Source organism: Haemophilus pittmaniae (assembly GCF_900186995.1).
GTDB lineage: Bacteria > Pseudomonadota > Gammaproteobacteria > Enterobacterales > Pasteurellaceae > Haemophilus_D > Haemophilus_D pittmaniae.
In genome coordinates this window covers 1,665,675-1,678,773 of sequence record NZ_LT906463.1, presented here as the reverse complement: position 1 = coordinate 1,678,773, position 13,099 = coordinate 1,665,675, and the positions used below count along the sequence as shown (strand labels likewise).

11 protein-coding genes are annotated in these 13,099 nt (G+C 40.3%); 8 read left to right on the top strand and 3 right to left on the bottom strand.

Going from position 1 to position 13,099, the window contains the following annotated elements:
* The first annotated feature begins 31 nt into the window (after positions 1 to 31).
* The 7 genes from CKV74_RS08140 to CKV74_RS08110 all read left to right on the top strand — a co-directional run bounded on the left by CKV74_RS08140 (position 32) and on the right by CKV74_RS08110 (position 8,314).
* The gene (locus CKV74_RS08140; RefSeq protein WP_231897293.1) at positions 32 to 1,981 is read left to right on the top strand and encodes a vWA domain-containing protein; all 1,950 of its coding nucleotides are present in this window, start codon (positions 32 to 34) and stop codon (positions 1,979 to 1,981) included.
* A gap of 12 nt (positions 1,982 to 1,993) precedes the next feature.
* On the top strand, positions 1,994 to 2,716 hold the full coding sequence (locus tag CKV74_RS08135; RefSeq protein ID WP_007243575.1) for an ABC transporter ATP-binding protein: 723 nt from the start codon (positions 1,994 to 1,996) through the stop codon (positions 2,714 to 2,716).
* A gap of 15 nt (positions 2,717 to 2,731) precedes the next feature.
* Positions 2,732 to 3,940, top strand: coding sequence for an ABC transporter permease (locus CKV74_RS08130; RefSeq protein ID WP_007243561.1), 1,209 nt, complete (start codon positions 2,732 to 2,734; stop codon positions 3,938 to 3,940).
* A complete protein-coding gene (locus tag CKV74_RS08125) occupies positions 3,933 to 5,513 on the top strand; it encodes an SUMF1/EgtB/PvdO family nonheme iron enzyme (RefSeq protein ID WP_095176987.1) in 1,581 nt (526 codons plus the stop codon). Before CKV74_RS08130 ends, CKV74_RS08125 begins: the two co-directional genes overlap by 8 nt.
* A gap of 20 nt (positions 5,514 to 5,533) precedes the next feature.
* Positions 5,534 to 6,244: a coiled-coil domain-containing protein gene (locus CKV74_RS08120; RefSeq protein ID WP_007243610.1), complete on the top strand. Its 711-nt coding sequence runs from the start codon at positions 5,534 to 5,536 to the stop codon at positions 6,242 to 6,244.
* A gap of 9 nt (positions 6,245 to 6,253) precedes the next feature.
* Positions 6,254 to 6,739 carry a hypothetical protein gene (locus tag CKV74_RS08115; RefSeq protein ID WP_007243645.1) on the top strand — a complete coding sequence of 162 codons (486 nt, stop codon included), beginning with the start codon at positions 6,254 to 6,256 and terminating at the stop codon, positions 6,737 to 6,739.
* Between the two features lie 96 nt (positions 6,740 to 6,835).
* Positions 6,836 to 8,314 (top strand): hypothetical protein, encoded by a 1,479-nt coding sequence (locus CKV74_RS08110; protein ID WP_007243654.1) that lies wholly within the window; start codon positions 6,836 to 6,838, stop codon positions 8,312 to 8,314.
* 307 nt (positions 8,315 to 8,621) lie between these two features.
* Here CKV74_RS08110 and CKV74_RS08105 read toward each other — a convergent pair whose 3' ends face one another.
* The 3 genes from CKV74_RS08105 to CKV74_RS08095 all read right to left on the bottom strand — a co-directional run bounded on the left by CKV74_RS08105 (position 8,622) and on the right by CKV74_RS08095 (position 11,439).
* Positions 8,622 to 8,951, bottom strand: coding sequence for a TusE/DsrC/DsvC family sulfur relay protein (locus CKV74_RS08105; RefSeq protein WP_007243612.1), 330 nt, complete (start codon positions 8,949 to 8,951; stop codon positions 8,622 to 8,624).
* Between the two features lies 1 nt (position 8,952).
* A complete protein-coding gene (gene ttcA / locus CKV74_RS08100; protein ID WP_095176986.1) occupies positions 8,953 to 9,885 on the bottom strand; it encodes a tRNA 2-thiocytidine(32) synthetase TtcA in 933 nt (310 codons plus the stop codon).
* 246 nt (positions 9,886 to 10,131) lie between these two features.
* Entirely contained in the window at positions 10,132 to 11,439 is a 1,308-nt protein-coding gene (locus tag CKV74_RS08095) for a YadA-like family protein (RefSeq protein WP_007243590.1), read from the bottom strand.
* 322 nt (positions 11,440 to 11,761) lie between these two features.
* Between CKV74_RS08095 and mukF the strand changes: the two genes are divergently transcribed.
* Positions 11,762 to 13,096, top strand: coding sequence for a chromosome partition protein MukF (mukF, locus tag CKV74_RS08090; RefSeq protein WP_039847949.1), 1,335 nt, complete (start codon positions 11,762 to 11,764; stop codon positions 13,094 to 13,096).
* The last annotated feature ends 3 nt before the right edge of the window (positions 13,097 to 13,099 follow it).

Genomic DNA, 13,099 nt, shown 5'->3' with positions numbered 1-13,099 from the left:
TACTTTATCTCTTTGTTGTTTGACTGCGATTATGTCTCAATCAGTTTTTGCTGAAGAGAGTAAACCGTTACTGCAAGAAGGTAAAACTACGCTCTATCAACGTGTGTTAAGTACGCCAAGTTGTGAATTGTTGGCAAAAACGGATGCTAAGAGCGGTCAAAAAATTCCTGCATTTTCCCGCTATTATGTATATAAACGGGAAAATGTTGCTAATAAAGAACTATTACAGGTAGGGCCGGATAGCTTTGGTAAAACTGTCGGTTGGTTGGATGCCAGCTGCGCAGTACCTTGGAATATGCAAATGACAATGGTCTTTACCAATCCATCTGATCGTGGTTCCTTATTGTTCTTTAAGGATAAGGCAACTCTTGAAGGTATCATCAATGATAATTCTCCAGCAAAAGCCGTTGAACCAATTCGTGCCGAATTATCCCAGAAAAAAAGCAGTGAAAAAGTGTTAGCGGAAGAGCCAAAGGAGTTTGTTGATTTCCAAAAGAACTTCTATCTATTACCTGTTTTACAAGGTGAAGAAGTAATGGATAGCCAAGGATTTTACGAACGTTTGTTAGAAGTAGCATCGGTTAGTAAAAATGATAAACCAGTAGCCCAACCGACTACGACAGCTACGGGGAATCAAACAAATAAAGCGGGGCAAAATCAACCTCAAGAAATTGTTGGATTTAGCGCAGCTGTTGTGTTTGTGATTGATTCGACGATTTCTATGGATCCCTACATTAATCGAACCCGAGATGCGATTAAAAAAGTCTATGAAAAAATCGAAAAAGAGAATCTGGGTAAACAGGTTAAATTTGGTTTAGTGGCATTCCGTTCAAGCACTAAAGCTGTACCTGGATTAGAGTACACTTCAAAAATGTTTGTTGATCCAAGTACTGTAAAAGATGGCAAGGATTTCATGGATAAAGTGGCTAACCTAAAACAGGCGGTAGTTTCTTCAAAAGAATTTAGTGAAGATGCTTATGCTGGAGTATCGCAGGCATTGAATGAAATCAATTGGAACAATTTTGGTGGCCGTTACTTAGTGTTGATTACTGATGCCGGCGCGATTGAGGGAGATAATCCGATTTCAACTACAGGATTAGATGCTAAGCAATTGCGTTTAGAGGCTCAACATCGTGGTGTGGCGATCTATACGCTGCACCTTAAAACTCCATCAGGTAAAAATAACCACCAAATAGCTCAAACACAATATAATGAATTGTCTTTCAATAATTATTTAAATAAACCGCTTTACTATTCGGTCAATGCGGGAGATGTGAATGAGTTTGGGCAAAAAGTAGATACTCTTGCTAATGCGTTAACCACACAAGTAAAACAGGCTTACTCAGGAGAAGAGGCTGCCGGTAGTGTGTTAACTGCTACACCGAAAACAGGCGATGATCAGAAGAAATCAGAAATTGAAGAAGATGCAATTTTATTGGGTAAAGCAATGCAGTTAGCCTATTTAGGTGATGTAAAAGGTACGAAAGCCCCCCCAGTATTTAAAGCCTGGGTGAGTGACCGTGATTTTGCTAAACCAACAATCCCAACAGCTGAAGCCCGAGTTTTATTAACCAAGGCGCAGTTGAGTGATTTAAGTGATGTTGTTAAGAAAATTGCGGATGCAGCAAATAATGGTTTGATCTCGCCAACGGATATGTTTGCTCAATTGCGTTCGGTGGCTGCCGCTATGGGACAGGATCCAAATAAAATTAAGGAAGATAAATCAACTAAATTGGCAGATTTAGGCTTACTTGGAGAATATTTGGATGGTATTCCATATAAGAGTCAGGTGACTGGAATTGACGAAGATACTTGGAAGGGAATGAGCGTTCAGGAACAAGAGAAATTTATTCGTGATCTACATAGTAAATTACGCCATTACCGTATTTTTAATGAAGATCAATCTCGCTGGATTTCTCTGACTGAAGGTGCGGATCCCCGAGATAATGTGTATCCAGTACCATTGGATGCGTTACCATAAAAAGGATGTAGCGTGCTAGCCATTAAAGATTTATCTATAACCCGTGGGGTAGGTGAACAAAGTTTTACGGTTTCGTTGCCTCATTTATCTTTAACCGAAGGTGAAGTCATTGCTCTTTGCGGTTCAAGTGGTTGTGGCAAAAGTACGCTATTAGAAATGATCGGGCTAATTTTAAAGCCCGATACCTTGAGCCAATATAATTTTGATTGTGTTACTTTGAATATGGATTTAGCTCCCCTTATTCAGGGGAATGACCAAAAGACTTTAGCTGAGATTCGCTCAAAGAATCTTGGATTTATGTTGCAAAATGGTGGCCTATTGCCTTTTTTAAGCGTATGGCAAAATATCCTATTACCTTGTCAAACTAATGAGATTTTAGCCGATGAAGTTTGGTTGCATCATTTATGTGAGAAACTAAACATCGGCCATTTGTTGGCTAAGTATCCCAAACAGCTTTCTATCGGTGAACGCCAACGAGTAGCTTTTGTTCGTTCAATTTCCCATAAACCACTTTTATTATTAGCGGATGAACCAACATCTGCATTAGATCCCCATCACTCAGAGGTGTTATTTCATTTAATGCTATCCCTAGCAAAACAGCAAAAAATCGCTGTTTTGTTAGTTACCCATGATTGGGATTTGGTACAACGTAACAAACTTCGTACCTTTAGTGCAAAATTAGATACGGCGTTACGTCAGTCTTGTTTTATCGAACAAACCAATAATGACCGGTAAAAATAGGGCGTTTCAATGAAGAATAGATTTGTATTATTGGCAAGATTAGCATTAAACGACCTCTTTTATGATCGTAAAGTTTCTTTTTGTATTATTGCTTCTCTAGTTGCTGTCATTGCGCCTTTATTGCTTCTGTTTAGTTTGAAATACGGCATTGTTTCTCAGTTACGCTATCAACTAGTGAATGATCCGACTAATTTAGAAGTGAAAATAGTTGGTAATTTAAATCTCTCTCAGAATTGGTTTGACTGGCTTAAACAACAGCCAGAAACTCAATTTTCTATTCCCTTAACCCGTTCGCTCAACACCATTATTGATTTGAAAAAAGGAACAAATTTTGTTCGTAACGTAGAATTAATTCCAACGGATGAAGGTGATCCAATCACCCAACAATCTTTACAAACTGAAAACTCTATTATTTTGAGTGCGTTAAGTGCAGAAAAGCTACAAACTAAACAGGGTGAAAGTATTACTTTGGTTGCCACGCGTAATGAAAATGGACAAGAGGAAAAAGCATTATTGCAATTAAAAGTTCAGTCTGTTTTAAATGAACAACAGTTTCCACGTGCGGCTATTTTTGTGCCTATGTCTTTGTTAATTGGCGTTGAAGATTTCCGCGATGGTATGCAAACAGCCCTTTTTCCGGAAGCGAAAGGAAAGTTGAACGATAAAGCTCGTGAGCATTTTGCCAGAGCTAGAATTTATGCCAAAAGTTTAGATGATGTGGCTCCTTTAGCCCTTAAGTTACGCGAACAATTTCACATCGATACTCGCACAGAATCCAAGGCTATTGAAAATGTAAAAGCGATTGATAGTGTATTAAATATTATTTTTATGGTAATCGCATTTACTTCCGTGGTTGGTTGTGTTCTATCCCTTATTGGCGCATTTCTTGCAAATATTGATAGAAAACGTAAGGATATTGCGGTTTTGCGCTTGATAGGCTTTCAACAGAGTGCAGTTGGTATTTATCTGGTTTTTCAAGCAATCGTACTTAGTAGTGTTGCTTTTGTTCTATCTTACGGGCTGTATTTGTTTGGCAGTCAATTATTTAATCAAATTTTAGGAACAAGTCTAAGTGGTTCTTATTTTGTTAGCCGTTTGGCTCCTGTACATTTAAGCCTGGCTTTTGTTTTCTCTTTTTTACTTGCTGGTGTAGTTGCAGCGATTGGTGCAATTCGAGCGGTAAAGATTCAACCTGCGGAGAGTCTGCGAGATGTTTAAATACCGATTTTCTTTATTAGCACTATGTGTGGCTAGTGTCGCCGTATCAGCCCAACCTTGGGATGAAAAATTTTTTAATCCGAAAAAATTAGATGGTGATGTCGTTTTACCTATGCCTTGTGAAGGAAATATGGTTTTTCGAGTAATTAAAACGAATACTAAAAAACCATTAGAAGATATCAAAGTTACCCTGGGGGGGAATAGTAATGATGAGGATGGGTATGCTCAATATGCTACTCCCAATTATATTTCAGGTAGCTTCGCCAATGAAAAACAAGAACGTTATTTCTTAATGGGAAAATATGAAGTCACTGAAGCGCAGTTCAATGCCGTAATGAAAGGAGAGCAATGTCCTTCGGTGAATATGAAAACAAGCTTACCAGCGATTAATATTAGCTGGTTTGATGCAGTAGAATTTACCCATAAATATAACGAATGGCTACTTAAAAATGCAGCCGATAAACTCCCAACAGAAGATGGCAGTAAAGGTTTTGTCCGTTTACCGACTAATGCCGAGTGGGAATTCGCCTCCCGTGGTGGGGTTGCGGTTGATGAAGCGGCATTTCGTGAAAATACTTTCCCTATGCCTGAGGGGATTGCCCGTTATGCGTGGTCATCTAAAAATGCAAATGGCCGTTTGCAGGTTATTGGTTTACTCGAAGCAAATCCGCTGGGTTTATTTGATACATTAGGAAATGTTTCCGAAATGGTATTTGATGGTTTCCGAGCCAACAAGCTAAGCCGTTATCATGGACAAGAGGGTGGAATGATTGCTCGTGGAGGAAGTTATATTAAAGGGGAAAGTGAAGTCAATAATACTTCACGTATTGAAGTACCTTACTATGATAATAATGGCGCGATGAAGAAAAAGGATATGGGATTCCGTGTCGCGATTACCGCTCCGCTATTGACATCAAATGCTCGTATTAACCAATTGCGCCAAGAATGGGCTACCTTAGGATCGGATAGTAAAGAAAATAATGATCCGAATATCGTCGGCAAACTAGAAAAATTAGCTTCTAATGTTGCAGATGAAAAACTCAAACAAGAGATTAATAAAACTAAAGATGAATTGCGCGCAGCTAACCAAGCTCGAGATGAGCAACGGGATGCGGCTATTCGTTCTGCTTTACAATTAGGCGGATTCCTTTGTGCCAATATTTCTGATTTACAGGCTGAAGTAGAGCAGCAGGAAACAGCAGTAAAAGCTTTTGCAGAAGAAATAAAAAATGAACAGGATGCTGATTTAAAGCAAATCTATCAGCAAAAAGAAGCCGACTTTAAGCAACGCCTACAAGAAGCAGAAAAAGCTAGAGATTTTGTTGTGCAGTACTATGCAGGTACTATTACCAGTACCTTTGACACTTATAGCCAGATCAATGTAAAAGAACAGGTAGAAAGAACGAAATCCATGATGAACGAGAAAAAACTCGCAAATGGACAAAAGGCAACGAATTTGAGCCAGTATCTTGATTTATATTGGAAACATTTAAGCCAATATTATCAAAATGGCAAAATCACCCGAGATCAATGGTTACAGCAATGTAATCAAATTAAACCTCAAACCCACTAATGATAAATAAGGAAAATCCTATGAAATTGAAAAAAACCTTTGGTGTACTAGTTTTATCTAGCTCTTTAGTCCTTGCAGGCTGTGCCGGTACAGGTGCTGGTAGTAGTTCAAGTAGCTTGGATAGCGGCGATGATGCAAAATTCTTTAGCTCGTCCGGTTGGGGCTCTTGTGCTTGGGGAGCTGCAGGTGGTGCTGCTTTAGGTGCTCTTGCAGGACTCGCAATTGGTGGTGATACCAAGAGTACTGTAACCGGTGCTGTAGTAGGCGGAGCTGCCGGATGTGGTGCAGGAATGACAACCAACTACTACTTGGAAAAACAACGTAAAACCTATGTGAAAAAAGAAGATCGTTTAAATGCTTACATTGCTGATGTTCGTCAAAATTCACAAATGGTCGAAAAATCTACGGCTAAATTAAATGCGGCAACTGCTCGCAATAATCAGTTGATTGCTAAAGTGAATAGCCAACTAAAATCTGGTGCAATTCAGAAAGCTGAAGCTAAACAACAATTAGCTCAAGTGGATGCTGATATCAAAGCCGCAAAAGAACGTTTAAGTGCAATGAAATCCAACTTAAATATGCTTAGTGATACCGCTAAAGCTGAGCGTTCCTCAGGTGCTGCAAGCAAAAAATTGGATCAGGAAATTGCTCAATTAAGAAAACAAGTTTCTACTTATGAGCAAGCATTGCAAGCTCAAGTAAAACAACGTTCTGCAATTCAAGTTGGTTAAGGGGCTTGTGTGAAAGCGATTAAGTTATTAAGCGTACTTTCTGCCGGTTTGTTATTAGCTGCTTGTTCTGCTACACCGGAAGAATGCGATCCCAATGTGGAGCAAAGCATTTGGGGAAAGATGGCCTGTGTAAACTCAGGTAGTTATGAAACCCGTGTACAGCGTAAAGAAAATGAATTATCGCAGGAGCAAGTGAAAAATGCCGATTTACAGGCTAAAAATAAGCGTGCTCAAGAGGCAAAAAATAAATCAGCCAAACAGCTTAATCAGAAAAAAGCAGCATTGGCTAATTTAAATAGCGAATTGCAAAATGATGCGACCTTACTTAAGCAAAAAGCGCAAGGTAATAGCGACGTATTGGCTAAAATCCAAGACGTAGAACAACAGATGAAACAGGTAAATACTTCTGGTGCGTCTGATGAAGCTAAAGCAAAAGAATTGCAAACGTTACAACGTAAGTTGGCCGCTTATAAAAAAGCTCTTGCCGTAAAATAACCACAATGGCTGATCGTTAAGATCAGCCATTATTATTGGAATAAGAATATCGACTGTTTTTATTCCAATAATACAAACTCAAATCGAGAGGAATTTATGCAACGCTTAGCCCGTTTTAAACTCGAAGAAATTAATCAAAATGCGGCCGTATTGTTTGAACATTATGATGAAATGCTAAAAATTGTACGGGCTCATCTTCCGCCGAGTACCGCAACATTATTTGCCAAACCTGAAATTAAATCTGATCAGGTAACGGTAGAATGGTATAGCGAATTGGAAGGACAACCATACTTGGTCTCTGAAGATGAAGCTGGCAAAGCAACATTGCAGAGAATTTCACCTTTAATCCAACAGCGCCTAAATGCGATTACTGCTCTTACTCAAAGTCTAACTGCAAAAGGGGCGATTAATGCAGAGCAAAGTGCTTGGTTAACTCAATTGGTCGAAGGTGCGAATCACAACACCCGACAAATTTATTTAGTGAATAATGAACCTGTTATTACAGGTTGGGGGATTGGCAAAAAAGTCGAACTACCGGCTCCGCCTCCACCGCCACCGGTTGTTCCGGTTGCTGCGCCTAAACATCGCTGGTGTTGTTGGTTATTACCGCTTCTTTTATTGTTACTCGGTTTATTGGCTTGGTGGTGGTTTAATCGTGAACCTGTAGTATCGCCAAAAGTAGAACCTCCAAAGGTTGAGGAACCGAAAAAAGAAGAGCCTAAAAAAGAAGAACTAAAACCGGAACCACCAAAAGAGCAACCTAAAGTAGAGGAGCCTAAACCGGAGCCTGTACAAGAACCGGTTAAGGAAGAACCAAAGGTGGAAGAACCTGTTGTGGAAAAACCACAGGAGCCGGTAGAACCGCCGAAAGAAGAACCGAAACAACCACCACAAAAAGTGTGTAAACCAAAATATAAACCGGGTGAAACACCGCAAATGGTGATGATCTTCGATAATTCTGCATCAATGCTTTATAGCTTACTAGAAAGCCCGCAATCCATTGAAGCATTTAATGAGCGTTGGGAGAGATATGGGGTAACAGAAACTGAAATTCAGTACATGCAACGGCTTCCAAACCGTTTATCTACTGCGAAAAAATCTTCTGCCAGCATTATTAATAGCATCGGTAAGAATGTGGATATTGGCCTCGTTTCTTTAAAAACCTGTCCGGCAGCGATTAATCATGGTTTTTATTCACCGGCTAAACGCGGTGTACTTAAAGCCAAAATTCAGGCAATGAAACCGGGTGAAGAACAAAGTGGCACACCATTATATAACGGCTTACAAGTTGCTAGTTCAATGGTTGACGGAGTAAAACGTGATGCCTTTATTCTTATTTTAAGTGATGGTAAGGACAATTGTAGTAAAGCCGATATCTGTAGCTTGGCGCATCATATAGCTAAACAAAAACCGCGTTTGAAAGTGAATGTGGTCGATATTGGTGGTGCGAGAGCCGCCAACTGCGTGGCAACTGCAACAGGAGGGAAGGTATTTACTGCGAACAATCAAAAACAAGTGGTGAGTATGATTAACCAAGCCATTACACCAATGACTAAAACCGATGAGTGTGAATAAGGGATTTATGCTTAGCTACTCCAAATCGCAGTAAGTCCATCAAAAATGGATACATTCTGAATGCAGACCAATCAGTTAAAACTCATGGAATCTGCGTAACAAGCAATGTAATAAATAAAAAAGGGCGTTCAACGCCCTTTTTAATCTTTTGCTATCAATAAAACGCCCTATTAAAAATCATAGTTTCTTTGAAAAAGAAGTGTAACTTGTTGATTTTATTAATGTTTCTTTAAAAGTTGAGTAATGTAACGTTGTCTTACGATTTTAGTAAAAAAATAACCGCGCCTGATTGGCGCGGTTATATTGTTTACAAACATTTAGCCGGTTTCGGTAAGCCGGCAAGTTTAGTTGCCTGTTTAGCTGGGCCATCAGGGAAGAGACGTTGTAGATAGCGGCTATTACCTTTGTCCTCACCTAATTTTTCTGACATTGCTTTTACTAGCATTCGAATTGCGGGAGATGTGTTGTATTCCTGATAGAAATCGCGCACAAAATAAATCACTTCCCAATGCGCTTGGGTTAATTCAATGCCTTCCAGTTGCGCGATAGCTTTGGCGACTTCTTCATTCCAGTCGGCAATATTGAGTAAATAACCCGCGGTGTCCGTTTCGATTTGTTTACCTTGCACATCAATCATATTAATTCACTTCTTTAAAGCTGATCATTTCGTTATCGGAATAATCTACAGCATCTTCATCGTCAAATGTCATAGGCTCAATGCGTTCTTCATCAAAGGCCGTATCGCCTTCAATACCATCCAATGATTGTCCATGTTTGATACCTTTGAAATCAAAGAGTTTTGGATCACACAAATGTGACAACGTGATGTTTTGCATTGCGCTGAACATAGTTTCTAAACGTCCAGGATATTGGCGATCCCAGGTATTGAGCATATCTTTCACGACTTGGCGTTGTAAATTTGGTTGAGAGCCGCACAGATTACAAGGGATAATCGGGAAGGCTTTCGCTACGGCATATTTCTCAATATCTTTCTCCTTACAATATGCCAATGGGCGAATCACAATCTGTTTACCATCGTCGGAAATCAATTTGGGTGGCATAGATTTTAATTTTCCGCCGTAGAACATATTTAGAAATAAGGTAGCCAGCATATCATCGCGATGATGACCAAGTGCGATTTTAGTCGCGCCAAGCTCCGTTGCGGTTCGATATAAAATACCGCGACGCAGACGAGAGCAGAGCGAGCAGGTGGTTTTTCCCTCAGGGATTTTTTCTTTAACGATGCCGTAGGTATTTTCTTCGACAATTTTATAATCGACACCAATACTTTGCAGGTATTCCGGCAAAACATGTTCAGGAAAGCCAGGTTGTTTTTGATCTAGATTGACTGCCACGATATCAAATTTAATCGGAGCACTTTGTTGTAAATTGAGCAAAATATCCAGCAGCGTATAGCTGTCTTTACCACCGGAAAGGCAAACCATTACTTTATCGCCATCTTCAATCATACCGAAATCAGCAATGGCATTCCCCACATTGCGACGTAGGCGTTTTTGCAATTTATTGAAGTTATAGTTTTGTTTTTTTTCTTGTTGAGTTAATTCGGACATAATGAATTGAGTGAGTCATAAAGTGGCGCATTATACGTTAATTTTTTCAATTAGGAAAAAGACCGTTCTTAGTTCTTCATTGGAAAATACTGATAATTTCTTGTTTTTAAACGAACTTAAATAAAATCAATGGGTTAGCAGTTGTTTTAATGAAAACTTTTATTTTGCTAGGGCCGTTTATAAGACACAAAAAAGCCGACGCAATCACATCGGCTTACTCTAGTATAGGTTAAAGTATAGATTAAATTACCATTCGTAACCGAAACCTGTACCAACAGTCCATTGACCGCGGGTATCTACTGCACCGTTAACGTTACCTGACCAGTGGCCGTTATCACTATTACGGGATGCTTTAATCGCAAAGGCGCTTTCACCGCGGTGATGACCAATACCACCAGAAATCATTGAGCTACCGTCTTTACGTGCATTTGGCGCAGATGCAATAGCAGCTACACCGGCAATTCCTGCACGAGATTTACGATCCAATGAATAGACTTTGTTATCCACATAACGTTTGTTCGCCGCATCGGTTGGTGCTACCGGATCTTTTACGTTAAGTACCGGATTGATAGAACGGATTGCTTCATCAATGGTATTTTTACCGGTTCCACCGATATCGGTTGTGGTAATAGAACCATCCGAATTAAGGACAGTATTACCGCCAACAATATTTTTCACAGAATTCGCTACATTATCCACAACACCGGCTACTACATAAAGCTGTGAACCGTTGATGGCATCAGTAGAGGTTGCGGAAATATTACCCGCCCCCACATTGACGATTTGACGTTGGTGTGGGTTGATAGTTACGGTACGTCCCGGAGTGGTGTGATCCGGTGGCGTGTAGGTGACCGTTTCTCCAGAACCAACGGATACAACGGCAGTTGGAGTATTACCAGCGAAGCCACTATAAGTTAATGAGCCTACGGTAGCAGTATTTTCAGATGTTGCCGCACGAGTAAGCGTTCCTGTACCTAAGGCAACGGCATTATCATCCTTGGCATAAGAGTCTTTAGATAATGCAGCACTTTTTTCACCTGCGGCATTAGCTGAATCCCCTAATGCAGTTGACCATTTACCGGTAGCTGTAGTTGATGCCCCGATACTCACGGCTGAACCACCGGTTACGGTTGAATCATTACCTACTGCAACGGCAGAGTCTGCGGAGGCTTGAGAGTTTGTACCGACTGCTAGGGCATTTTTAGCAGTGGCTTGGGCTTGAGCACCGTAAGCGTTACTGTTTTCAGCAGTCGCTTTTGCTGTCCAACCGATAGCAACGGTGGTGCCACCTTGAGCCGTGGAACCATCGCCGATACCCACAGAATGATGACCTGCAACGGTATTCGCATAACCAGCAGCAACAGAATTTTCACCGCTAACGGTATTACCCACACCTAATGCCGTTGAACGAGCTGCTGAAACGGTATTGTTATCACCGAAAGCATTGGAATCTGTTCCAGTTATGGTATTTGCAGCATAAATGGATGAGGAGATACCAATAACTAGTGCCGCCAATGCTGTTAATTGCAGGTTTTTGAGAGATTGTTTGTTCACTTTAGAGTTACCTTTATAAATTGATTGAACAAGATGTATACGAGTGAAAGAAATACCCTTGTTAAGTAACAAGACAGCTTTACTTACCACTAAAAAAAGAGTAAGACAACCACAAGCGTTTCGATTGTACGAGGTCTAACATCTAAAGACAACGATTGTTTTTACCTAATTGTAGGGAGATCGGAGGTTAGTTCAATTAGTAGTCAATTATTGCTTATTCCTAGGTCATATTTAGGGAAAATTTCTAAGAAGCTTTATAGGATTAGAGAAAAATACTGTATAATCCCGCGGAATTTTTTTGTTTAATTTTAGCCTCTTGCCAATGATCGAAACCTCACAAACTATTCCTGAACTCGTCTCATGGGCGAAAGAGCGGGAATTTTCGTTAAATCTGCCGACAGAGCGCTTGGTGTTTTTGCTGGCAATCGCCATCTATAACAACGAACGTTTGGACGGTGAAATGCTGGAAGCGGATTTAGTGGATATTTTCCGCCATACCGCCGGTGCTTTTGACCAATCAACAGATGCAATTGCCACCAGGGCCAATAATGCTATCAATGAATTGGTAAAACAGCGTTTTCTTAATCGTTTCAGTAGTGAATTTACCGAAGGACTTTCCATTTACCGCTTAACTCCGTTGGGGGTTGGTGTATCGGATTATTATATTCGTCAGCGTGAATTTTCCGCGTTGCGTCTTTCCGTACAACTTTCTATTGTGGCCGATGAAATTCAGCGCGCATCCGATGCCGCGGAAGAAGGTGCGGCAAAAGGAGAGAACGAGCATTATTGGCGGAGGAATGTATTCGCACCGTTAAAATATTCGGTGGCAGAGATTTTCGATAGTATTGATTTATCACAACGCGTGATGGATGAAAATCAGCAGAGTATTAAAGAAGAAATTGCGAATTTACTTACCAAAGATTGGCAGGCAGCAATTTCCAGCTGTGAACGTCTATTAGATGAAACCTCTGGTAATTTACGCGAATTGCAAGATACCTTAAATGCCGCAGGTGATAAGTTACAGGCACAATTATTACGTATTCAAGATTGTGTGATTGGCCATGATGAGTTGTATTTTATTGAACAATTAATCACCGATTTACAATCCAAGCTTGACCGTATTATCAGCTGGGGACAACAAGCTATCGATTTATGGATTGGTTATGACCGTCACGTGCATAAATTTATTCGTACCGCCATTGATATGGATAAAAACCGTGTATTCTCACAACGCTTACGTAATTCTATTCACAGTTATTTCGAGCATCCTTGGTTCTTGTGGACCGCTCAAGCGGAACGCTTAGTCGATTTGCGTGATGAGGAAATGGTCTTGCGTGAAGATGATGCCTTGGGAGAATTGCCTGAAGAATTACAATATGAATCGCTTTCCGATTTACATGATCAAATCGTTGAACATATGCAAGGCTTGCTGATTCAATACCGTGAAAATAATCACCCAATTGATTTGAGCTTAGTCTTAAAAGAACAGTTAGCCGCTTATCCGCTTTCCCGTCATTTTGATGTAGCCCGAATTATTGTGGATCAGGCGGTGCGTTTAGGCATGGCAAATGATGATTTAGTCGGCATTTATCCGCAATGGCAGGAAATTAACGAGCACGGCGCAGAAGTTCAGGCGCATGTGATTGATAAATATTAGAAA

Bases quoted from the DNA above. Each gene is read 5' to 3' on its own strand.
- CKV74_RS08110 (WP_007243654.1), top strand. From the start codon at position 6,836: ATGCAACGCTTAGCCCGTTTTAAACTCGAAGAAATTAATCAAAATGCG.
- CKV74_RS08130 (WP_007243561.1), top strand. From the start codon at position 2,732: ATGAAGAATAGATTTGTATTATTGGCAAGATTAGCATTAAACGACCTC.
- mukF (WP_039847949.1), top strand. From the start codon at position 11,762: ATGATCGAAACCTCACAAACTATTCCTGAACTCGTCTCATGGGCGAAA.
- CKV74_RS08120 (WP_007243610.1), top strand. From the start codon at position 5,534: ATGAAATTGAAAAAAACCTTTGGTGTACTAGTTTTATCTAGCTCTTTA.
- CKV74_RS08105 (WP_007243612.1), bottom strand. From the start codon at position 8,951: ATGATTGATGTGCAAGGTAAACAAATCGAAACGGACACCGCGGGTTAT.
- ttcA (WP_095176986.1), bottom strand. From the start codon at position 9,885: ATGTCCGAATTAACTCAACAAGAAAAAAAACAAAACTATAACTTCAAT.
- CKV74_RS08125 (WP_095176987.1), top strand. From the start codon at position 3,933: ATGTTTAAATACCGATTTTCTTTATTAGCACTATGTGTGGCTAGTGTC.
- CKV74_RS08140 (WP_231897293.1), top strand. From the start codon at position 32: ATGTCTCAATCAGTTTTTGCTGAAGAGAGTAAACCGTTACTGCAAGAA.